General features: G+C 60.1%; 17 protein-coding genes. 2 read left to right on the top strand and 15 right to left on the bottom strand.

The genetic code is table 11. The features are described from left to right. Positions 1 to 1701 carry a type IV-A pilus assembly ATPase PilB gene (pilB, locus tag IB246_RS23620; RefSeq protein ID WP_008042839.1) on the bottom strand — a complete coding sequence of 567 codons (1701 nt, stop codon included), beginning with the start codon at positions 1699 to 1701 and terminating at the stop codon, positions 1 to 3. Positions 1702 to 1926: 225 nt separating this feature from the next. On the opposite strand from pilB, the gene IB246_RS23615 reads away from it, so the two are divergent. Next, a complete protein-coding gene (locus tag IB246_RS23615) occupies positions 1927 to 2343 on the top strand; it encodes a pilin (protein ID WP_008033203.1) in 417 nt (138 codons plus the stop codon). A 328-nt stretch (positions 2344 to 2671) separates the two neighbouring features. Further along, a complete protein-coding gene (locus IB246_RS23610) occupies positions 2672 to 3025 on the top strand; it encodes a BON domain-containing protein (RefSeq protein WP_008042835.1) in 354 nt (117 codons plus the stop codon). Between the two features lie 274 nt (positions 3026 to 3299). On the opposite strand, the gene IB246_RS23605 is transcribed toward IB246_RS23610, so the two are convergent. The 14 genes from IB246_RS23605 to IB246_RS23540 form a co-directional block, all read right to left on the bottom strand. Beyond that, positions 3300 to 3596, bottom strand: coding sequence for a DUF2845 domain-containing protein (locus IB246_RS23605; protein WP_008033199.1), 297 nt, complete (start codon positions 3594 to 3596; stop codon positions 3300 to 3302). Further along, positions 3596 to 6532 (bottom strand): DUF748 domain-containing protein, encoded by a 2937-nt coding sequence (locus IB246_RS23600; RefSeq protein ID WP_050562995.1) that lies wholly within the window; start codon positions 6530 to 6532, stop codon positions 3596 to 3598. The genes IB246_RS23605 and IB246_RS23600 overlap by 1 nt, the downstream gene beginning before the upstream one ends. 105 nt (positions 6533 to 6637) lie before the next feature. Beyond that, a complete protein-coding gene (locus IB246_RS23595; RefSeq protein WP_008042831.1) occupies positions 6638 to 7654 on the bottom strand; it encodes a class I SAM-dependent rRNA methyltransferase in 1017 nt (338 codons plus the stop codon). 160 nt (positions 7655 to 7814) lie between these two features. Further along, positions 7815 to 8687, bottom strand: a complete 873-nt coding sequence (locus IB246_RS23590; protein WP_008042829.1) for an oxygenase MpaB family protein — start codon at positions 8685 to 8687, stop codon at positions 7815 to 7817. A gap of 155 nt (positions 8688 to 8842) precedes the next feature. Next, a complete protein-coding gene (gene acs / locus IB246_RS23585; protein ID WP_008042826.1) occupies positions 8843 to 10780 on the bottom strand; it encodes an acetate--CoA ligase in 1938 nt (645 codons plus the stop codon). A gap of 172 nt (positions 10781 to 10952) precedes the next feature. Next, complete coding sequence (gene pgi / locus IB246_RS23580) at positions 10953 to 12617, bottom strand: glucose-6-phosphate isomerase (protein ID WP_008033191.1); 1665 nt, start codon at positions 12615 to 12617, stop codon at positions 10953 to 10955. Positions 12618 to 12837: 220 nt separating this feature from the next. Beyond that, a complete protein-coding gene (panD, locus tag IB246_RS23575) occupies positions 12838 to 13218 on the bottom strand; it encodes an aspartate 1-decarboxylase (protein WP_003228271.1) in 381 nt (126 codons plus the stop codon). Positions 13219 to 13414: 196 nt separating this feature from the next. Continuing rightward, positions 13415 to 14275, bottom strand: coding sequence for a pantoate--beta-alanine ligase (panC, locus tag IB246_RS23570; protein ID WP_008036375.1), 861 nt, complete (start codon positions 14273 to 14275; stop codon positions 13415 to 13417). After that, the gene (gene panB, locus IB246_RS23565; protein ID WP_008036377.1) at positions 14272 to 15072 is read right to left on the bottom strand and encodes a 3-methyl-2-oxobutanoate hydroxymethyltransferase; all 801 of its coding nucleotides are present in this window, start codon (positions 15070 to 15072) and stop codon (positions 14272 to 14274) included. The genes panC and panB overlap by 4 nt, the downstream gene beginning before the upstream one ends. 367 nt (positions 15073 to 15439) lie before the next feature. Continuing rightward, entirely contained in the window at positions 15440 to 15925 is a 486-nt protein-coding gene (gene folK, locus IB246_RS23560; RefSeq protein WP_008036378.1) for a 2-amino-4-hydroxy-6-hydroxymethyldihydropteridine diphosphokinase, read from the bottom strand. Between the two features lie 2 nt (positions 15926 to 15927). Further along, a complete protein-coding gene (locus IB246_RS23555; protein WP_008033187.1) occupies positions 15928 to 17328 on the bottom strand; it encodes a polynucleotide adenylyltransferase PcnB in 1401 nt (466 codons plus the stop codon). Positions 17329 to 18020: 692 nt separating this feature from the next. Then, positions 18021 to 19457, bottom strand: a complete 1437-nt coding sequence (locus tag IB246_RS23550; RefSeq protein WP_008036379.1) for a sigma-54-dependent transcriptional regulator — start codon at positions 19455 to 19457, stop codon at positions 18021 to 18023. 22 nt (positions 19458 to 19479) lie between these two features. Next, the gene (locus tag IB246_RS23545) at positions 19480 to 22434 is read right to left on the bottom strand and encodes a sensor histidine kinase (RefSeq protein ID WP_008033180.1); all 2955 of its coding nucleotides are present in this window, start codon (positions 22432 to 22434) and stop codon (positions 19480 to 19482) included. After that, positions 22418 to 22594 (bottom strand): hypothetical protein, encoded by a 177-nt coding sequence (locus IB246_RS23540; protein WP_003176118.1) that lies wholly within the window; start codon positions 22592 to 22594, stop codon positions 22418 to 22420. The genes IB246_RS23545 and IB246_RS23540 overlap by 17 nt, the downstream gene beginning before the upstream one ends. Between the last annotated feature and the right edge of the window lie 76 nt (positions 22595 to 22670).

Below are 22670 nucleotides of genomic sequence, written 5' to 3'. Positions count from 1 at the left end.
TCAGTCCTTGGTGACCCGGTTGATTTCTTCAAGGCTGGTGATGCCTTGCATGGCCTTGATCAGCCCGGAAGTACGCAGGTCGTTGAAGCCGTCCTTGCGCATCTGGATATCGATTTCCAGCGAATTGCCTTCGGCCATGATCAGCCGTTGCAGGCCTGCTGTGTTCTTCACCACTTCATAAATCCCCACGCGCCCCTTGTAGCCGCCGTTGCACTGATCGCAACCGACCGGCTCATAGATCGTGAATGTGCCAATCCGTTCCTCTGGGAAGCCTTCCTTGATCAATGCCTCGCGGGGAATATCGATGGGCTTCTTGCACTGGCTGCACAGTTTGCGTGCCAGGCGCTGGGCGATGATCAGGCTGACGGACGTCGCGATGTTGAACCCCTGAATGCCCATGTTGTGCAGGCGGGTCAGGGTTTCAGCGGCGCTGTTGGTGTGCAGGGTCGACAGCACCAGGTGCCCGGTCTGGGCGGCCTTGATGGCAATTTCGGCGGTTTCCAGGTCGCGGATCTCGCCGACCATGATCACGTCCGGGTCCTGCCGCAAAAATGAACGCAGCGCCTGGGCAAAACCCAGACCTTGCTTGGCGTTGACGTTGACCTGGTTGATGCCTTCCATGTTGATCTCCACCGGGTCTTCGGCGGTGGAGATGTTGATGTCCACGGTGTTGAGTATGTTCAGGCCGGTGTAGAGCGACACGGTCTTGCCCGACCCCGTGGGGCCCGTCACCAGAATCATCCCTTGCGGCTGCTTCAGCGCGGCCATGTAGAGGTCTTTCTGGTCCGGCTCGTAGCCGAGGGCGTCGATGCCCATTTGCGCGCTGGATGGGTCGAGGATCCGGATCACCACTTTCTCGCCCCACAGGGTCGGCAGGGTGTTGACCCGGAAGTCGATGGACTTGCTCTTCGACAGGCGCATCTTGATCCGCCCGTCCTGGGGTTTGCGTCGCTCGGAGATGTCGAGGCTGGCCATGACTTTCAGGCGGGCGGCGATGCGGTTGGCCAGTTGAATCGGCGGCTTGGCGACTTCACGCAGCATGCCGTCGGTGCGCATCCGCACGCGGTAGGTTTTTTCATAGGGCTCGAAATGCAGGTCGGAAGAGCCGCTCCTGATCGCGTCCAGCAGCATCTTGTGAACGAAGCGCACCACCGGCGCGTCGTCGGCATCCTGTCCGGCGATGGCGTCCTGTTGGTGGTCATCGATCGACTCGATGTCCATGCCATCGAGGTCGATGTCGGCCATGTCTTCCAGTCCACTGGCATGGTTGTCGAAGAACTTCTCGATGGCATCGCTGAGCTTGTCGTCCTCCACCAGGATGGCTTCGGTGTTCAGCCCGGTGCTGAACTGGATGTCGTTGATGGCCTGGTGATTGGTGGGGTCGCTAACCCCCACGAACAACTTGTTGCCACGCCGCCAGAGGGGCAGGGCGTGGTGCTGGCGAACCAGTTTTTCGCTGACCAGGCCCTTGGGTTGGGTTTCCTTGTCCAGGCAGTTGAGGTCGAGCAGCGCCATGCCGAAATGCTCCGAGGCGATCTCGGCGACCTGGCGACTTTTCACCAGTTTGTTCTGCACCAGATAACTGACCAGGGAGATTTTGTGGCGTTGGGCTTGCTGATACGCCTGTTGCGCGCTTTGGTCGGTGAGCAGCTCGGCAAGCACCAACTGCTTGGCCAGACCGCTAAGGGCGATGTCATTCATGGGGATACCGGACGCAGACAGTTCATGACTTATAGCCTAGTCAACGGGTGGCGCCAAACCAGCGCTGCTCTGGTGACAAAAAGTGTCAGATAGTGCGGATCCTGAGGGCAGGACAAGGCCTTGCGTCGTTCTCGCGCCCCGCTAACAGGGGGTAACGGGCTTGGCATGGGCTGTGCTGAGACTGGTTCAGATCATGAGATTTCGACTCATGCATGGAGCTTGTCTATGAGTGCTCAGAAAGGTTTTACGCTTATCGAATTGTTGATCGTGGTGGCGATCATCGGGATTCTGGCGACGTTTGCGTTGCCGGCTTATTCGAAGTATCAGGCTCGGGCGAAAGTGACGGCGGGGTTGGCGGAAATTTCAGCATTGAAGGTTTCGTTTGAAGACCTGATGAATGCCGGCACTGCAGAACCCACCACACTGACGGGCGCCGGCACAACGACGCAGAACTGTGCAATTGCTGTCACCGGCACGGTTGCCTCAGGCGCTGGCACCATTGTCTGCACCCTGCAGAAAGCACCGGCCCCTGTGGCAGGTAAAACCATCACGCTGACTCGCAGCGCCACTGCAGGCTGGTCGTGCGCGACCGGCGTGACTGCCGATTACGCACCGCCTGGTTGCACAGCCTCGGCAACTTAATGCTGAAAACGGCTAGATAGAAGAATGCCCCATCGTCGGATGGGGCATTTTTGGGGGGGGGGAACTCCAGGTTCGCTGCGTTTCTTGGTGAGATTTGGAAAACCTCACAAATTCATGGCCTTAGGCCCACGTTAAAACCTGCAACTTGCATGTAGAGAATGTCGAAGTCATGCAATTTGCATGATTCCGAAAATCAGTCGATTTTTTAAGTTGTTGATTTATAAGGGGTTAGTAACTGTTTCAAAGTTGGCACAGCGTTCGCACTATACCCAGTAACCCTGCTGACAAGACACGCAGCAGACTTTATGAAAAAACAGGAGTTACTCGTATGAAGAAGTTCGCTATCGCTGCCGCTACTGCTACCGCGCTGACCCTGACCATGGCCAACGTTGCATTCGCTCAAACCCAGGCTACCCAAGCCCCAATGGTGCTGGCTGCCGGTGAAGTGACCAAGGCTAAAGAAGCCACTTCCGATACCTGGATCACCACCAAAGTCAAAGCTGACCTGGTGACCGAAAAAGGCATTCCTGGTACCGATATCAAAGTCGAAACCAACAAAGGTGTTGTATCCCTGTCGTCCACTGTCGCGGTGACTGACGCTCAGAAAGCCACCGCCGTGGCCATCGCCAAGAAAATCAAAGGCGTCCAGGCGGTCTCCGCTGACGGCCTGAAAGCCGAGTAAGGCAAGACTTCTCGCCTGAACGGGAGAAGACGCGGTAGACGAGCCGAGTCATGCGTCTGCCGCAACTTGAGAGTTCATGCGACGGCTACAAGGATGTGGCCATTACAGGCCCCGGACATTCGTGTCCGGGGCCTGTTCTATTCCGGGCCACCACAAAACCCATGTGGGAGCGAGCCTGCTCGCGATGAGGCCATAACATTCAACATCTTTGCTGACTGTTACACCGCTATCGCCGGCAAGCCGGTCTCGCTCCCACATGGGTTATAGGGTGTATTCAGTTTCCGCGTTTGCTGGTGATCTGCTTCAAGCGATTGCCTTCAAACCGCAGGTATTGATACATCCCGCCGTTGGGCCCGTAGGTCCATTCCTCGACCTGGAATTCTTCCCGGCGGTTGGCGCTGCGCTTGTAGCCCAACAGGTCTCGACTGACCGGCTCACCGCATTTTTGCAGTACTTCGCTGGACCGGTCGCCGACGCTGACCAACTGGCTGCCGCAGCGCAGGGTATCTGCGGCCGAGGCCTGACTGGCCGCCATTGCCAGTGTCAGGCTGATCAGCAACCGACTGATCATCACTCGGCATCCAGGTGCAACGGCGTTACCACCCGACCGTCACTTTCTGCTTCGCCGAGGCTGGCATCGATGAAGTACACGCGGTCATCGGCCAACTGCCCCTTGTCGACCAGATAATCCTTGATGCTGCTGGCGCGATCCTGGCCCAGCTGGCGCAAGAGCACGTCGCTGGTGCTCCAGAACTTGATCACGTCTGCGCGCATTTTGGCGGTGCGTTCTTCCTTGCCCAAGTCCTTCCATTCGGCGGGTGGCTGGGTTTTCAGGCGGGTGCGGTAGATGCCTTCCAGCAGCGGGCCTTTCTCGCCGTCCGGTACTTGCAGCAACGAGGCCTGCGCCGGCACCTTGTCGCCGCGACGCTGGAGCATTTTGTAGTAGTTGTACTGGTATTCCCGTTCCAGGCGTTGCTCGGCGATCAGCGGGCCATCGCTGCTGGCGGCAGCGGTGCCTTCGATCTCCAGGCGCAGGGCCGGACGTTCCTTGAGCGCATTGGACAGTTTGACCAGCGAACCCTCGGCGTCCTTGCTCAGGTCGCTCGAGCCCGGCGCGAACGACACCGTACCCAGGTCTTCCGAACCACCACTGACCAGCCCGCCAATCATTTTGAACGGTGCGGCGGCGGCTTTGACGATCAGGTTACGCAGGGTCTGCCAGACAATCGGCATGACGCTGAACTGCGGATTGTTGAGGTCGCCGCTCACTGGCAGCTCGATGGAAATCTTGCCGTCGACGTCCTTGAGCAGGGCAATCGCCAGTTTCAGCGGCAGGCTGACAGCGTCGGGGCTGTCGACCTTTTCACCCAGTTGCAATTGCTCGACCACCACTTTGTTTTCAGCCTTGAGCTGGCCTTTGGTAATCAGGTAATGCAGGTCGAGGTTGAGTCGGCCCTTGCGGATACGGTAGCCGGCGAACTTGCCGGAGTAGGGCGTCAGCGTGGTCAGTTCCACCCGTTTGAAACTGGTGGCGATGTCGAGGCTGGCCATCGGGTCGAACGGGTTGACCGAACCTTTGATGGTCACCGGCGCGTAACGATCGACCTTGCCCTTGATGTCGACGGTCGCCGGTTTCGCCTGACGGCTGTCGATGGTGCCGATCTGGCCGTTGAGCTGTTGCACGGCGGTGGCGAAGTTCGGGGTCAGGCTGAAGTCGGCGAAGTTGGCCGAACCGTCATTGATGGCAATGCCGCCGATGTGGATGCCCAGCGGCTTGTCCTGGCTGACGGGTTTGGCCGCAGCGGTTTTGGCGCCGGAATCGGGCGGTTGCGGGATCAGCAGGTCATCGATGTTGGTGGTGCGGTCATCGTTGATCATGAAACGCACGTAGGGCTGGAACAGGTTGACCTTGTCGATGGACAGGCTGTCGCCGTGCTGATAATTCAGGCCTTCGACCACCACCTGCTGCCACTTGAGAAAGTCGCGGGTTTTCAGGGTGTCGAGGGTGTGCAGTTGATCGATCTGCGCCCGTCCTGTGACGCTGAACGCCAACGGCTCGGTGCTTTTCAGGTTGACCGCCAGATCGCTGCCGAGCATGCCGCTGCGCAGTTCAAGGCGAATGAACGGGGTGATGTAGGACTGGGCGACCCGCAGGTCGATGTCCTTGGTCTGCACGTTCAATTTGGCGCTGACGGGAGCGAGATTGACCTCGCCCTCGGCGGTGATCTTGCCTTGCTTGCCCACCCCGGTGTCGAGCTTGAGGGTAAAAGGCGAGCCATTGAGGCTGTCGAAATTTTGCAGGTCCAGGTTCAGCGGGTTCAAATCCAGCGTCACGGCGGGTTGCGCTTTGCGGTCAGCCAGGTGCACCTGGTAATTGCGCAACTGCACATCTTTCAACAGCACTTGCCAAGGTTTGCTCGGCGGCGTCGGTTCTGGCTTTGGCGAGTCGGCGGCCGCTGGCGTGCTGGCCGGCTCGGCTTTGGCCTTGGCGGCGGCCTTGGACGGTTGGCTGGCGAACAGCTTCTGCCAGTCGAGTTGCCCGTCGGCTTCCAGTGCCGCCCAGGTTTCCAGTTTGTTGCTGCGGATCTTGCCGACGACAACTTGCTGCTTGGCCAGGTCGACCGTGGTTTCAGTTACGTCCAGGCGTTCGAGTTTCGCCAGTGGCCGACCGTCCGGAGCCTTGATGGCGAAGGGCGCCACGCTCACTGCGACGTTGTTCAGCAGCAGCTCGGTTTCCTTGGACAGGTTGAGTTTGTAGTCGGTGCTCAGGTTCAACACGCCGTTTTCCAGCACCAGCGGCAGCGCGTCACGCACATAGGGCCAAAAGGTTTTCATCTGTCCGTCGGTGATTTTCAGCTTACCTTCGGAGGCGATCGGGATGAGGCTGAAGTTACCGGTCCAGTCGATCTGCCCACCGTTCGGGCCGATGGCCACAAGGGTCATGTCGGCATTGTCATCGGGCAGAGTGCTGAGGTTGTTCAGCTCGAAATCGAGTTTGTCGTAGAGGAACTCGATGGCTTCGCTGGGACGGTCATCCTTGAAATGCACGGCACCGCCGGCCAGTTTGATCCGCTCTACGCGCAACGGAAACGGTTTGGCGTTCGGGTCGGCCGGCGTCGGCTCGCTCGCCGGCAGTTTGAACAGACCAAGCAAATTGAGTTTGCCGTCCTTGCCGAAAAGGATTTCGGTCTTCGGCTTGTCCAGTTCGATATCGGACAGGTGCAGCGCCTTGGTCCAGAGGCTGTCGATCTGCAGGTTGGCGTAAAGCCGTTCGAAACCGACCTGTTCCTTGCCCGGTTCGCCGATGATCAGGCCCCACAGGGTGACTTCAAGGCTGAACGGGTTGAGTTCGATTCGCTGAATAGTGGCGGGCGTCGTCGCATAGTTCGCCAGTTGCTGGTTGGCCACCCGCAATGCGATGCCCGGTAAAATCAGAAACCCCAGCAGGCTGTAGAGGGCCAGAGCAGTCAACAAGGCGCCGATAGCGCGGATCAATCCTTTGGGCATGTGCGGCTTCATCTGTCTGAATCGGAGTGCCTTGGAGTATGGCACGCCAATCCGGTTCCGAAGTAATCGCTCAGCCCAGGATTTTTCAGATTTATCTGATGTGATTCAGAGCTGCAGGATCAGTGTTTTCAGCGGCGGCTGTTGATCCATGGACGGGAAATCGGCGCCCGGTTTCATCACCGTCCATTCGCGCACCGGGCGGCCGGCCTTCTCGGCGCAGCGCAAAACCTGTTCGCGCCAGTCGTCCATGCTGACTTTTGCCAGGTTGTTGCAGCAGATCAGCACGCCATTGTCGGCGGTGGTCAGCAGCGCGGGCTTGAGCAGGCTCTGGTAGTCGCGAAGCAGGTCTACGGTGCCGAAAGCGCTCTTGGCCCAGGCCGGAGGGTCCAGCAAAACCAGATCGTATTGACGTTGTTCCAGGCGTTGATAGTTCGGCAGTTTCTGCCCGCGACGCTGGCTGATGGGCAGGCCGGCGAGTTGGCGAATGGCCGGGAAATAATCGGACTGGATGAATTGCATGGTCGGCAACTGTGGGTTGAGCAGACCGTTTTCGCGACCGACCGCCAGGTTGCCCTCGGCGAAGTCCAGGTTGCACACCTCGCTCGCGCCACCGGCCGCAGCGCTCAGGCCGACGCCGCAGGTGTAGGCAAACAGGTTCAGCACGCTTTTGTTCTTGCTGTGATCCTTGACCCAGCCACGGGTGTTGCGCAGGTCGAGAAACAGCAGCGGATCCTGGCCGGCGTGGCGGCCGCGAACCCGGTAATTCAGGCCCCATTCGTGACCGACCAAGTCTTGCAGGGCGGCTTCGTCGGCTCGGTAGACCGTGTCTTCACGGTCGATGCGCGAGTTGCCCCGGGAGCGGTCGTTGTAGACCAGCAGGGTGTCGAGGCCCAGATGTTGGTTGATCGTTTCATGCACTTGCAGCAGGGCGTCGCGCTCCAGCGCCTGATGAAAGCTCTGCACCAACAATTGTGGGCCGTAGCGGTCGATGGTCAGGCCGCCGGCGCCTTCCTGGCTGCCGTGGAACAGGCGATAGCAATCGGTGCCTTGCTGATGCAGTTCGGCAAGCAGGTCCTGGCGATGTTCGAGGGCGGCGCACAGCGCCTGATTCAAGGAAGACATGCTGGGCGCCTTGCAGGGGAGGGAATTTGGCGCGGGAGTTTAACAGCTTGCGCACGAGAGGACTTGTAGGAGCGAGGCTTGCCCGCGAAGAATGCCGCACGGTCTGGCGGATACACCGCGTTATCGTTCTTCGCGGGCAAGCCTCGCTCCTACAAGGGGATTAGGTCGGCAGTCCCATCCGTCGCTTCGCCCGATGCACCGAGCCATTACGCACGGCCCAGCGCAGCATCGGTGCGCTGCGGTTGACGCTGGCGCGGATCAGTTTGCGTTGCAGGGCACTTTGGCGCACCCCCAGCATGTCGCTGGCCCAATCCGGCAGCAGATCAATGCCTGCCTGCATCATCAACCCACCGAACGGCTTGGCCAGACGGCTCGGGGAGGGTGCGTTCAACAACAGTCGCAACACCTCGCGACTGCGCTCGTCGCACAGCAATTGCGGACGAATGCGCTCAAGGTATTCGGCCGTTTCCTGTCGCGAACGCGGTACGTCCCGCGCGCCCAGGCGTTCGGCGACCAAGGCGATTTCATCGTAGTAACGGTCCTGATCGGCCAGCGAAAGGTGTGGGTTGCGATAACGCAAATGCGCCGCGAGGAAGTTGCTGACTTCGGCCACGTGCACCCAGGTGAGCAGATCTGGATCACTGGCGGCGTAAGGCCGGCCATCCGGCGCGGTGCCGGTCACTTGCAGGTGGATGGTGCGGACTTTCTCGATCAGCCAGTCAGCATCTTTACGCGAGCCGAAGGTGGTGCCGGAAATGAACTGCCCGGTGCGGCGAAGGCGACCGAGCATGTCCTCGCGAAAATTCGAATGGTCCCAGACCCCGGCCAGCGCCAAGGGGTGCAGGGCTTGCAGCATCAACGCGCTGATGCCGCCGATGAGCATGCTGCTGAAGTCGCCGTGGACTTGCCAACTGACCGAATCAGGGCCGAACAGGCCGGGATCACCCTTGGGGTTTTCCAGGTCGAGCTTGCCGAGGGACAGGCCGGTGAGGCTCATGACCTGGGTTTCGATGCGGCTGCGGATGAATTCCATGGCGACTCATTGCTGAAAAAAAAGATCTGGCATCACACATTACCCCTGTAGGAGCCGGCTTGCCGGCGATAGCGGCCTATCAATCGACAAAAATGTTGAATGACACACTGCTATCGCCGGCAAGCCGGCTCCTACAAGGGCAAGGCGTGCACACGTTATTGGTTCAGGCGTTTATCCACCAGATCCTGAACCACGCTAGGGTCGGCCAACGTCGAGGTGTCGCCCAGGCTGTCCAGCTCATTGCAGGCGATCTTGCGCAGAATCCGTCGCATGATCTTGCCCGAACGGGTTTTCGGCAAGGCCGGGGCCCACTGGATCAGGTCCGGTTTGGCAAAACTGCCGATTTCCTTGCTGACGTGGGCCAGCAATTCCTTCTTCAGTTCATCGGTGGGGTCGGTACCGTTCATGGGCGTGACAAAGGCATAGATGCCCTGGCCTTTGACGTCGTGAGGGTAACCGACCACCGCCGCTTCGGCGATGCTGTCGTGCAGCACCAGCGCGCTTTCCACTTCGGCGGTGCCGATGCGGTGGCCGGAAACGTTGATCACGTCGTCAATGCGCCCGGTGATCCAGTAGTCGCCGTCCTCGTCGCGCCGCGCGCCGTCGCCGGTGAAATAGTAGCCGGGATACGGTTTGAAATAGGTATCGACCATCCGTTGCGGATCGCCGTAGACACTGCGGATCTGCGCCGGCCAGCTGGATTTGATCGCCAGCACGCCGCTGCCGGCGCCTTTGATTTCCTTGCCCACTTCGTCGAGCAACACCGGCTGCACACCGAACATCGGTTGCGTGGCGCAGCCGGGTTTGATCCGCTGCGCGCTCACCAGCGGGCTGAGCATGATGCCGCCGGTTTCGGTCTGCCACCAGGTGTCAACGATCGGGCAACGCTGCTCGCCGACGACGTTGAAATACCAATCCCACGCTTCCGGGTTGATCGGCTCACCGACGCTGCCGAGTAATCTGAGGCTCGCGCGGGACGTTTCTTTCAGCGGTTCGGGGCCTTCGCGCATCAGCGAGCGCAGGGCGGTGGGGGCGGTGTAGAAGATGTTCACGTGGTGCTTGTCGATCACCTGCCAGAAGCGCGAGCTGCTCGGGTAGCTCGGCACACCTTCGAAGATCAGCGTGGTCGCGCCGTTGGCCAGCGGGCCGTAGACGATGTAACTGTGGCCGGTAACCCAGCCGACATCGGCGGTGCACCAGAAGACTTCGTTGTCGCGGTAGTCGAGCACGTATTTGAAGGTCATCGCTGCTTGCAGCAGGTAACCGCCGGTGGTGTGCAACACGCCTTTGGGTTTGCCGGTGCTGCCGGAGGTGTAGAGGATGAACAGCGGGTCTTCGGCGTCCATGGGTTCCGGCGGGCAATTGTCGTCGACGTCGCGCAGGGCCTGGTGATACCAGAGGTCTCGGCCTTCGACCCAGTCGACATCGCCCTGGGTGCGCTCGACCACGATCACGGTGCTGACGTTCGGGCAACTTTTCAGCGCCTGGTCGACTTTCTGCTTGAGCTGTACGAATTTGCCGCCGCGCACGCCTTCATCGGCGGTGATCACGGTGCGGCAGTCGGCATCGAGAATGCGGTCGCGCACCGAGTCCGGGGAGAAACCGCCAAACACCACCGAATGCACCGCACCGATTCGCGTGCAGGCGAGCATGGCGTAGGCGGCTTCGGGGATCATCGGCATGTAAATGCACACGCGGTCGCCTTTCTTCACGCCACGGTTTTTGAGCACATTGGCCAGGCGGCAGACGTTGTGATGCAGTTTTTTGTAAGTGATCTGGGCCGATTCGGCGGGGTCATCGCCTTCCCAGAGGATTGCGATCTGATCGCCGCGTTTTTCCAGGTGGCGGTCGATGCAGTTGTAGCTGACGTTTAATTTTCCGCCGGCAAACCAGCTGGCTTCGCCGGTTTTCAGGTCATAGCGCTGGACGGTTTTCCACGGTGTGCTCCAGTCGAGGAAGCGTGTGGCCTGTTCAGCCCAGAACTCACTGGGGTGCTCGATGGATTGACGATACAGGCGCTTGTAGTCGTCTTGACTGAGGTGTGCGGCCCGGCGGACGGCATCGGCTTTGGGGAACGTGCTGATATCGAACATGACGGTTCCTTCTTCTTGTTTTTGCGACAAGAGGGGAGCTACGCGACCCTCGTAGGAGCCAGCTTGCTGGCGATAGCGGCGTATCAGTCGACAAAAATGTTGAATGACACACCGCTATCGCCAGCAAGCCGGCTCCTACAAGGTTAGTACCGTCTGTAGGAGTGGCGTCAGATTAACCGCGGTGACGACCGCGGAAATAGTTGATCAGCCCTTGGGTAGAAGCATCGTCAGCCGGGGTTTCTTCGCTGCCGACCAGGCGGTTGTAGACGCCTTTACCCAGCTCTTTGCCCAGCTCCACGCCCCACTGGTCGAAGGCGTTGATGCCCCAGATCACGCTTTGCACGAAGACTTTGTGTTCGTACATCGCCACCAGTGCGCCGAGACGACGCGGGCTGATGCGTTCGACCACCAGGGTGTTGCTCGGACGGTTGCCCGGGATCACCTTGTGCGGCGCGAGCTTCTGCACGTCGGCTTCCGCCATGCCTTTGTCACGCAGCTCGGATTCGGCCTCTGCGCGGGTCTTGCCGAGCATCAGTGCCTGGCTTTGCGACAGGCAGTTGGCGTACAGCCACTGGTGGTGATCGGACACCGGGTTGAAGCTGACGATCGGCACAATGAAGTCGGCCGGAATCAGTTGGGTGCCTTGGTGCAGCAATTGGTGATATGCGTGCTGACCGTTGCAGCCCACGCCACCCCAGATCACCGGACCGGTATCAGTGGACACCGGCGTGCCGTCCTGGCGCACGCTCTTGCCGTTGGATTCCATGTCCAGCTGTTGCAAGTGTTTGGTGATGTTGCGCAGGTAGTGGTCGTACGGCAGGATCGCGTGGCTCTGCGCGCCCCAGAAGTTGCCGTACCAGACACCGAGCAACGCCAGCAGCACCGGCATGTTCTGTTCGAATGGCGCGCTCTGGAAATGCTGGTCCATGGTGTAGGCACCGGACAGCAGTTCCTTGAAGTTCGACATGCCGATGGCCAGGGCAATCGGCAAACCGATGGCCGACCACAGCGAATAACGGCCGCCAACCCAATCCCACATCGGGAAGATGTTTTCTTCGCGGATACCGAACGCCACGGCGGCGGCGTTGTTGCTCGAGACCGCGATGAAGTGACGATACAGCTCGGCTTCCGAACCACCCTGAGCCAGGTACCAGGCGCGAGCGGCCTGGGCGTTTTTCAGGGTTTCGAGGGTGTTGAAGGACTTCGACGAAACGATAAACAGCGTGGTCTCGGCGCGCAGCTTCATGGTCAGTTCATGAAGCTCGGTGCCGTCGATGTTCGCCAGGTAATGGCAGCGCACGCCTTTCTGGGCGTAGGACAGCAGGGCTTCGGAAACCAGCTCTGGGCCGAGGAACGAGCCACCGATGCCGATGTTCACCACGTCGGTGATCGGCTTCTCGGTGTAACCGCGCCACAGACCGTCGTGGATACGGCCCACGAGGTCGGTGATCTTGTTCAAGACCTTGTGTACTTCGGGCATCACGTTGACGCCGTTGACCGACAGCTTCTCGCCCACTGGGCGGCGCAGCGCGGTGTGCAGGGCCGGGCGTCCTTCGGAAGAGTTGACGATTTCGCCTTCGAACAGCGCCTTGATCGCGCCCTTGAGGTCAACTTCATTGGCCAGGCCCACCAGCAGATTGCGGGTCTCGGCGTTGATCAGGTTCTTCGAGTAGTCGAGAAACAGGCCGCAGCTGCTGAGGGTGAATTGGGTAAAGCGCTGCGGATCGGCATTGAAGGCTTCGCGCATGCTGAAATCCTGCATGGCTTGGCGGTGGTCATTCAGCGCCTGCCAGGCGGGCAGAGCGGTCACGTCTTGAGGAGTGCGGTAGTACGCCATCGCTGCGGGTTTCCTTTTTACTTGAACGGCCTTTTGAACACTAAAAATCCCGGAGCGCCGTGGGTGGGCGTCCGGTCAACTGCGTCGACACGATTTCATGGCACAGGGCGAATACAGTAAACCTCGCGCTGCGATCTGTCTTGACTTTGTCTGACCCGTTCCCGGTACTTTTTTGTACATGAAGCAGGGAACGGTCCGACAAACGGAAGAGAAGGTTCGGTCAGGCGACCTGAACCGGAATGGCATTGCTGGTGTGGCTCAGCTCGTTACCCGGTGCCATGTAGAGCATGCGCGGCTTGAAGTTGAGCAGCTCGGCTTCGCTGTAGTGAGCGTAAGCACAGATGATCACACGGTCACCGACCTTGGCCTTGTGGGCGGCGGCGCCATTGACCGAGATCATGCGCGAGCCTTCTTCGCCACGAATGGCGTAGGTGGTGAAGCGTTCGCCGTTGTCGACGTTGTAGATCTGGATCTGTTCGTATTCGCGGATGCCGGACAAGTCCAGCCATTCGCCGTCGATGGCGCAAGAACCTTCGTAATCGAGTACTGCGTGGGTGACTTCGGCGCGATGCAGCTTGGCCTTGAGCATGATGGCGTGCATGAGTGTTTTCCCAGGTCGGAATCGAACGGCGGGCAGTTTGCCCGAAGCGATTGTGGGCAGCAATACAGCGGCGAGGCAACGCAACTCCCTGTAGGAGCGAAGCTTGCTCGCGAAGGCGCCGTGTCAGTCGATGCAGATGTCGAATGACGCGATGCCTTCGCGAGCAAGCTTCGCTCCTACAGAGGAGTTGAGGTGTTCAGGCGGGTGTGTCGAGGTTCAGGTGCAGGTTGTCGATCAACCGCGTGGTGCCGAGGAACGCCGCCACCAGAATCACCAGGTCCCGATCTTCCGCCGTCGCCGGGCGCAAGGTCAGCGCATGGCGGATTTCCAGGTAGTCGGTACGCAAACCCGCAGCTTCAAGCTGTTTGGTCTGTGCGGCGATCAACGCCGGAAAATCGCGCTCACCCTGTTTAATGGCATCAGCAATCGAGGTCAGCGTGCGATACACAACCGGCGCCACGGCCCGTTGTTCTTCACTGAGAAAGCCGTTGCGCGATGACAATGCCAGCCCATCGGCCGCACGAACCGTCGGCTCGCCGATGATCTGGATCGGCATGTTCAGGTCATGCACTAGCGCGCGAATCACGGCCAGTTGCTGGAAATCTTTCTGGCCAAAGATCGCCAGGTCTGGCTGAACCATGTTGAACAGTTTGCTGACTACCGTCGCCACACCTTCGAAATGCCCCGGACGGCTGGCGCCGCACAGGCCTTCGGACAGTTGTGGAACGCTGACGCGGGTCTGGCCGGTCATGCCGTCGGGGTACATTTCTTCTACGGCGGGCGCGAACAACAAGTGGCAACCGGCCTCGAGCAGTTGTTCCTGGTCCGCTGCCAGGGTGCGCGGGTACTTGTCGAGGTCTTCGCCGGCGCCGAATTGCAGCGGGTTGACGAAAATACTCGCGACCACGAAGTCCGCCCGCTGGGAGGCCTTGGTAATCAGCGCGATATGACCGCTGTGCAGGTTGCCCATGGTCGGTACGAAGGCGATACGCTTGCCTTCACTGCGGGCGCGGGCCACGGCGGCCCGCAATTCGCGTACGGTTTTTACGGTGTTCATGCAGAGAATCCGTGTTCGATACCAGGGAAAGTCGCCGCTTTGACTTCAGTGACATAAGCGCTCAGGGCCGCGTGAATGCTGGTTTGGCCATTCATGAAGTTCTTCACGAACTTTGGCACTCGGCCAGTGATCGACAGGCCAAGCATGTCGTGCAGCACCAGGACCTGGCCGTCGGTACCGCTGCCGGCACCGATGCCGATCACCGGAATCCCCACTGCCTGGGTGATTTCCTGAGCCAGTTCGCTCGGCACGCATTCGAGCAGCAGCATGGCGGCACCGGCCTGTTCCAGGGCGATGGCGTCGGCGCGCATCTGTCGTGCCTGGTTCTCGCCACGGCCCTGGACTTTGTAACCGCCCAGAATGTTCACCGATTGCGGCGTCAGGCCCATGTGCGCGCACACCGGGATGCCGCGCTCGGCCAGCAGACGGATCGAGTCCGCCAGCCACAGCGCACCTTCGACCTTGACCATGTGTGCACCGGCCTGCATCAACTGGGCGCTGTTGGTCATGGTTTGTTCGATAGTGGCGTAGGCCATGAAGGGCAGGTCGGCGAGGATAAACGCGTCGGTGTTACCGCGTTTGACGGCGGCGACGTGGTAAGCCATCTCGGCGGTGGTCACCGGCAGGGTGCTGTCGTGACCTTGCAGAACCATGCCGAGGGAGTCGCCCACCAGCAGCACTTCGACGCCGGCTTCATTGCAGGCGTGGGCGAAGGTCGCGTCATAGCAGGTCAGCATGGTGATTTTTTCACCTTTTTGCTTGAGACCTTGCAGAGTGGTCAGGGTGATGGCTGGCATGAAAAGTTCCTCATTCAGGCGCTGTGGAAACTACTGCGAGTAACGCGCGTGATTCTTCGTTAAATACAGGCGCACGGTCTGTTGTCGTGCTTTTAAGGCCTGGATTGCGCCCTTTAACGCCGTGTTGGCGGCAGCGGGACGCCTATAGTCGTGAGGAGAACTCGGGAAGTCAATTGCGTGTGTTACCGCATTGTTACGCGTGGGGTGTTACCGAAGTAACTGATGCGATTCAGCACCTGCAGATCTTATGCACAACACAAATCCCCTGTGGGAGCGAGCCTGCTCGCGATAGCGGTGTGTCATTCAGCATTGATGCCGACTGATCCACCGCTATCGCGAGCAGGCTCGCTCCCACAGGGGATGTGCGTTAATTCGGGGGGAGGCGTTCCAACCCGACGAACGGGCAGGCTGCGAGTAGTTCTTTCAGACTGCGGCCATCGGCCAACCGCAAATCCACTGGCGCCAATTCGGCCAACGGATACAGAACGAACGCGCGTTCCTGCATATGGTAGTGGGGTACCTTGAGGCGTGGCTCGTCGATCAGCCGATCACCGAACAGCACGATGTCGAGATCAAGCGTGCGTGGCCCCCAGCGCTCAAGACGTTCGCGGCCCTGTCCGTTCTCGATGGCTTGCAGCGCATCGAGCAGCTCCAGCGGGGCAAGCGTGCAGTCGAGGGCGGCGACCGCGTTGGTGTAACGCGGTTGGCCAGGCAGCAGCGAGTCGCTCTGATAAAACCCGGAAACCCCGACCAGTTCGGTCTGCGGCAACCGCGCCAGCGCTTCGACGGCGCTGCGCAATTGTTCGGCGGGGTCAGCCAGGTTGCTGCCCATGCCGATGTAGATGCGTTCCATGCTTACTCGCCCGTGGTGCTCGGTGCGCCGGCTGCACGTTTGCGCTTGGCACCGCCGCTGCGGCGACGTTTGCGTGGTGCGCCAGTGCCGTCTTCCTTGCCACTGAGGTCGCGGATCATGTCACGACGTTCGCTGTCGTTGGCGTCCTGATAATCCGTCCACCATTCGCCCAGGCCATCGGTCTGTTCGCCAGCGCTTTCGCGCAGCAGCAGGAAGTCGTAACCGGCGCGGAAACGCGGGTTGTCCAGCAGCAGGTCGGCGCGTTTGCCGCTGCGGCGCGGCAGGCGTTCCTGCATGTCCCAGATCTCGCGGATCGGCATGGTGAAGCGTTTTGGAATCGCGATCCGCTGGCACTGTTCGGCAATCAGCTCGTGCGCCGCTTCCTGCATCGCCGGAATCGGCGGCATGCCACGTTCCTGCAAGCGCAGCACGCGAGCCGGCAGGGCAGGCCACAACAGGGCCGCAAACAGGAACGCCGGGGTCACCGGTTTGTTCTGCTTGATGCGCAGGTCGGTGTTGATCAGCGCTTCGCTGATCAGGGTGTGGGTGTACGTCGGGTTGTATTCCAGCGCCTCGGCACTGGCCGGGAACAGCGGATCGAACAGCTGCAGGTCGACCAGCATCTCGAAGGTGTCCGCGGCGTGGCCGGAGAGGAACAGCTTGAGCACTTCTTCGAACAGACGGGCCGACGGGATCTCGCGCAGCATCGGTGCCAGGTCGCGGATCGGCAGGGCGCTGTGTTTTTCGATGCCGAAATTCAGCTTGGCGGCGAAACGCACGGCGCGCAGCATCCGCACCGGGTCTTCCTGGTAGCGTTGTTTCGGATCGCCGATCAGGCGGATCAGGTGGTTGCGGATGTCGTGTACGCCGTTGGCGTAGTCGAGGATGCGCTCGCTGACCGGATCGTAATACAGGGCGTTGATGGTGAAGTCGCGGCGTTGCGCGTCTTCTTCCAGCGTGCCGTAGACGTTATCGCGCAGAATGCGCCCGCTCTCGTTGCGGGAAGACTGGTTGCTGTCTTCCTCTTCATCGTTTTGCGGGTGATTGGCGCGGAAGGTCGCGACTTCAATGATTTCGCGGCCAAAGTGGATATGCACCAGTTTGAAGCGGCGGCCGATGATTCGCGCATTGCGGAATTCGGCGCGCACCTGTTCAGGGGTGGCACTGGTGGCGACGTCAAAGTCTTTCGGTGTGATGCCGAGCATCATGTCACGCACACAGCCGCCGACCAGGTAAGCCTGGTAACCGGCGTTCTGCAGGCGTTCGACGATATTCACCGCGTAACGGCTGAATTGTGCCTTTTGCAGCGAGTGTTGGCCGCTGTTAAGCACTTCAGGCGTGCTGCGGATGTGTTGCGTATGACGCTTGGGAGAACGGAATGACTGGAACAGCTTCTTCAGCATGGGATGCACTGTTTGAAGGAATGTTCGGCCAAAACGAAGAATGACCGCATGATGGGCGGGGATTCTAGCATTTAGTCGGGGGATGGTGTAGGAAGCTGCGCAAGCGCTTGAAGGGCGTGTCTGGCACGGGCGTAAACGCCAGAAACTACAAGGGGAGCCGAAGCTCCCCAAGAAGTAGTTGCATGTTCTATTTTTGTTATTGGTTTCGGGCTTCTTGTTTTTGTTGAGTGCCCGCGTCATGAAGTTTTCCTTCATGACCCTCCCAATCGGGAGCCAAGAGCAAACGGATTGCTTTGGTCGCTGTGCTGCAGTGATCTTGCGATCCAACCAGTTCAGGCTCTGTCTCAAGACAGTTTTTTGTTGTTCTCGGCCTGGTCGTGGGGCAAGCCCCAAATACAACGCCTCTCCAAAAGAATCAGTTAGCTACGCCTCATGCCGTCTTGTTTTTATTGTGCGTGAGTCGATACGTCTTATTTTTATTGTCTTGTACATTGCTTGTTATTGTTCTTGTACCAAACATATAGCAGGGTGCGTGCCAACTTTTGCGAAGCCTAGCAAAACAAGGGGTTACGTCACTTGATGGGCTTTTTCGAGGCCAAAAAAAACCGGGGCTTCGTTACCGTAAGCCCCGGTTTCTGTTACGTGAAAAAAACTGGGGTAACAGTTTCTTCACACAATCATGTGTTACCCGCTCAGCTCTCGCTGGCCACCCCGGTCTTGCGCCGCGGAATGCCCAGGCGTTGGCGGCGTTCCCACAGGCATTTACGGCTGACGCCCAGTTTGCGTGCCAGCTCGGTTTCGGTCATGTGGTCCTGATGTTCGAGGACGAAGTGCTGGAAGTAGTCTTCCAGTGACAGGTCTTCGGTCGGCTCATGATTGTTGTTGCCGGCGCCGTTGCCCTGTTGCGGGGGCAGGCCGATGAACTCGTCGTCTTCCAGGTCGCTCAGCTCGATGTCGATGCCCAGCAGCTCGGCGGAAATTTCCGGGCTCTCGCACAGGATGACCGCGCGTTCCACCGCGTTTTCCAGTTCGCGCACGTTGCCCGGCCAGGAGTAATGACGAATTGCCTGCTCGGCGTCCGCGGCGAACTTCAGGTCGGTGCGGTTGACCCGCGCGCTCTGCCGCGCCAGGAAGGCATTGGCGATTTCGTTGACGTCGGCACCGCGCTCACGCAGGGCCGGCAGTTTCAGGGCGATCACGTGGAGGCGGTAATACAAGTCTTCACGGAACTGGCCGATCTTCGCGAGGCTCTTGAGGTCCCGGTGAGTCGCGGCGATCAAGCGCACATCGACTTTCTGCGACTGGACCGAACCGACCCGGCGAATTTCGCCTTCCTGCAACACGCGCAGCAAGCGGGCCTGGGCTTCCAGTGGCAGTTCGCCGATTTCGTCGAGGAACAAGGTGCCGCCATCAGCCGCTTCCACCAGGCCTGCACGCCCGGCGCTGGCACCGGTGAACGCGCCTTTTTCGTGGCCGAACAGTTCGGACTCGATCAGGCTTTCCGGAATCGCCGCGCAGTTCACCGAAATCATCGGTGCCTTGGCGCGCCTGGACAGGTTGTGCAGGGCGCGGGCCACCAGTTCTTTACCGGTGCCGGACTCGCCCTGGATCAGGACATTGGAGTCGGTCGGCGCGACTTTGCGGATCTTGCTGTACAGATCCTGCATCGGCGGGCACGAACCGATGATGCCGATTTCGCCGTTGCTGTTGTCGACACCCGGTTTCGCCGCGCCATTGCCGGCTTTGCCGACGGCAGGTTCACCGCTGGCCTGTACCGATTGCCGGTCACGCAGGATGCGTGCGACGGCCTGGAGCATTTCGTCGTGGTCGAAAGGCTTGGCGATGTAATCCACCGCGCCCATCTTCATGGAGTCGACCGCCGAGCGCAGGCTGGCGTAGCTGGTCATGATCAGCACCGGCGTGCCCTGGCCGAGTTTGATCAACTCGGTGCCCGGCGCGCCAGGCAAACGCAGGTCGCTGACGATCAGGTCGAACGTGGGAATGGTGAAGCGTTCTTGTGCTTCCTGCACTGAACCGGCTTCGCTGACCTGGTACTGGTTACGTTCCAGCAGGCGGCGCAAGGCGGAGCGGATAATTGTTTCGTCTTCGACGATCAAAATGTGCGGCATTGATTCGATACTCTCGACGGTCTCAGTTCACAGCGGACGTCGCTTCGACATGACGCGGCAAGGTCACCCGGATACGGGTGCCGCGTTGGCTTTGAACATCAGCCGGGCTGTCGATGGTGATTTGTCCATAATGCTCTTCAACGATGGAATAGACCAGTGCAAGGCCCAGACCGGTGCCTTCGCCAGGATCCTTGGTGGTGAAGAAAGGTTCGAACAACCTATCCATGATGCTCGATGGAATACCGCTGCCTTCGTCTTCCACGATCAGGTCGACCGTGTGTTCGCCGGCTTCGCTTTTTACCCGCACCGCGCTGCCGGGAGGCGAGGCGTCACGGGCGTTTGAGAGCAGGTTGATCAGTACTTGGGCGAGTCGCTGCGGATCGCCTTCGACCCAGTGATCGGGGTCGCACAGGTTGTAGAACTGCACTTCGAAATTGCGTCGGTTCAGGGCCAGCAAACCAATGGCGTCCTGGGCCACTTCGGCCAGACAGACGGGCTCGTCGTTGTGCTGATGACTGCCCGCGTGGGCGAAACTCATCAGCGACTGGACGATGCGCGATACGCGTTTGGTCTGTTCCAGAATCTGCCCGCTGATTTCCTTCAGCTCGCCATCGTCTTCGCGTTCTTCGCGCAGGTTCTGCGCCAGGCAAGCGATGCCGGTGATCGGGTTGCCGATTTCATGGGCCACGCCCGCAGCGAGGCGGCCGATACTGGCCAGGCGCTCGGAGTGCACCAGTTTGTCTTCGAGCATCTGCGTTTCGGTGAGGTCTTCCACCAGCAATACCAAACCACTGTTACCCGGCGCGAGCGGTTCGTCGATCGCCGCTTTGTGCAGATTCAGCCAGCGGGTCTGGCCATCAAGGGCCAGATGTTGCTTGTGCAAATGCTCGTCCGGCAGATTGATGAAGCCTTGCAGCAGCTCTTTCCACGGATCGGCGATGGTGCTCAGGCGCGAACCGACCACACGCTGCGCGGCGATTCCGGTCAGCTCCTCCATGGCTTTGTTCCACATGAGGATTTCCTGATCCTTGGCCAGCGAGCAAACGCCCATCGGCAATTCCTGCAGGGTCTGGCGGTGGTAGCGGCGCAGGGCATCGAGTTCGGCAGCCAGGCCGGTCAGGCGCGAGTGGTAATCCTCGAGGCGGCTTTCGATGAAGTGAATGTCTTCGGTGACGTAGTTTTCGCCGCCGGCCTTATAAGGCAGGAAGGTCTCGACCATGTCCTGCGCCACGCTCGGGCCCATCAGGCCGGAGAGGTTGGCTTCGATCCGGTCGCGCAAGCGGCGCAAGGCGTAAGGCCGGCGCTCGTCGAACGGCAGGTAGAGATCGCGCAGCGCTTGTTCAACTTCTTTCTGCGCAGCCTTGGCGCCCAAGGGTTTGGCCAGTTGCGTGGCGAATTCCTGGGGCGAGGCAGCGTGCAATTCCCGGCGTTGCGGGCGACGCACGTTGTCCACGGCGCAAGCTTCGGCGGCGCTGGCTTCTTCGGGGCTGGCGTTGGTGAACAGCGAAATCAGGGTGAACATCAGCACGTTGGCGGCCAACGAGGCGATTGCCGCCATGTGCCAACTGGTGTCGTCCAGCACGTAGATCATGTTCAGCAGCGGAATGTAGAAACCTTGCAGGTTGCCGACCAGCGGCAACAGCATGGTCACCAGCCACACCAGAATCCCTGCCAGCAAACCGGCGATGAAGCCACGGCGGTTGGCGGTCGGCCAGTACAGGACGGACAGCACGCCCGGCAGGAACTGCAACGTCGCCACAAACGCGACGATGCCGAGGTTGGCCAGGTCCTGCTCTGCGCCCAGCAGCAGATAGAAGCCGTAACCGGCCATGATGATCGCGACGATCAGCGCCCGACGTGTCCACTTCAACCAGCGGTAGATGTTGCCTTCGGCCGGTGGCTGATAGAGCGGCAGCACCAGGTGGTTCAGCGCCATCCCGGACAGGGCCAGGGTGGTGACGATGATCAGCCCGCTGGCGGCCGATAGCCCGCCGACATACGCCAGCAGCGCCAAGGCTTTGCTGTTGGCGGCAATACCGATGCCCAGCGTGAAGTATTCCGGATTGGTCGTGGCCCCCAGTTTCAGGCCGGCCCAGAGAATCAGCGGCACCGCCAGGCTCATCAACAGCAGGAACAACGGCAAGCCCCAGCTCGCGCTGACCAGCGAGCGCGGGTTGAGGTTTTCGGTAAAGGTCATGTGGTACATGTGCGGCATCACAATCGCCGAGGCGAAGAACACCAGCAACAGCGTGCGCCACGGGCCTTCCTGCAATGGCGTGTGCAGCGCGGCGAGGGCGGTCTGGTTTTGCAGCAGCCACAGTTCCAGCTGTTGCGGGCCGTCGAACACGCCGTACAGCGCATACAAGCCAACGCCGCCAATGGCGATCAGCTTGATCACCGACTCGAAGGCAATGGCAAACACCAGGCCTTCGTGTTTCTCGCGGGTGGCGATGTGGCGCGAGCCGAAGAAAATCGTGAACAGCGTAATCAGCGCGCAAAAGCTCAGGGCCACGCGATGTTGCACCGGTTCGCGGGTGAGGATGCCGATGGAGTCCGCCACGGCCTGAATCTGCAAGGCCAGCAACGGCAGCACGCCGATCAGCATGAAGATCGTGGTCAGTGCGCCGGCCCAGGTACTGCGAAAGCGAAACGCGAACAGGTCGGCCAGCGACGACAGTTGATACGTGCGAGTGATCTTCAGGATCGGATACAGCAACACCGGCGCGAGCAGAAATGCCCCGGAAACCCCAAGGTAGCTGGAGAGAAAGCCGTAGCCGTACTGATAGGCAAGGCCCACCGTGCCGTAAAACGCCCAGGCACTGGCGTAAACGCCCAGCGACAGGGTGTAAGTCAGGGGGTGGCGAATGATCGCCCGGGGGATCATGCCCCGTTCGCTGATCCAGGCGACGCCGAACAGCACCGCCAGGTACGCGGCGCTGATCAGGATCATCTGGGTCAGGCTAAAGCTCATCGGCATCTTTTTGGCTCTGCAGGATGAAGGTCACGACGATCAGAATCAGCCAGAGCAGATACGGGCGATACCAGGCGCCAGTGGCGTCGATCCACCAATCCATGATGGCCGGGGAAAACAGGTAAATCCCCACTACCAGGAGCAGGACCAAGCGATAGATGTACATCCCGGCCTCTCTTTTTTATGCGCGTGCCCGAAAACGTGCGGCGATGGTAACGGATGGGCGCGCCACTGCAAGTCTG

Origin of the sequence: Pseudomonas sp. PDM01 (genome assembly GCF_014852325.1) — a bacterium.
Classification (GTDB): domain Bacteria; phylum Pseudomonadota; class Gammaproteobacteria; order Pseudomonadales; family Pseudomonadaceae; genus Aquipseudomonas; species Aquipseudomonas migulae.
This window is presented reverse-complemented; position numbering and strand designations above follow the sequence as displayed.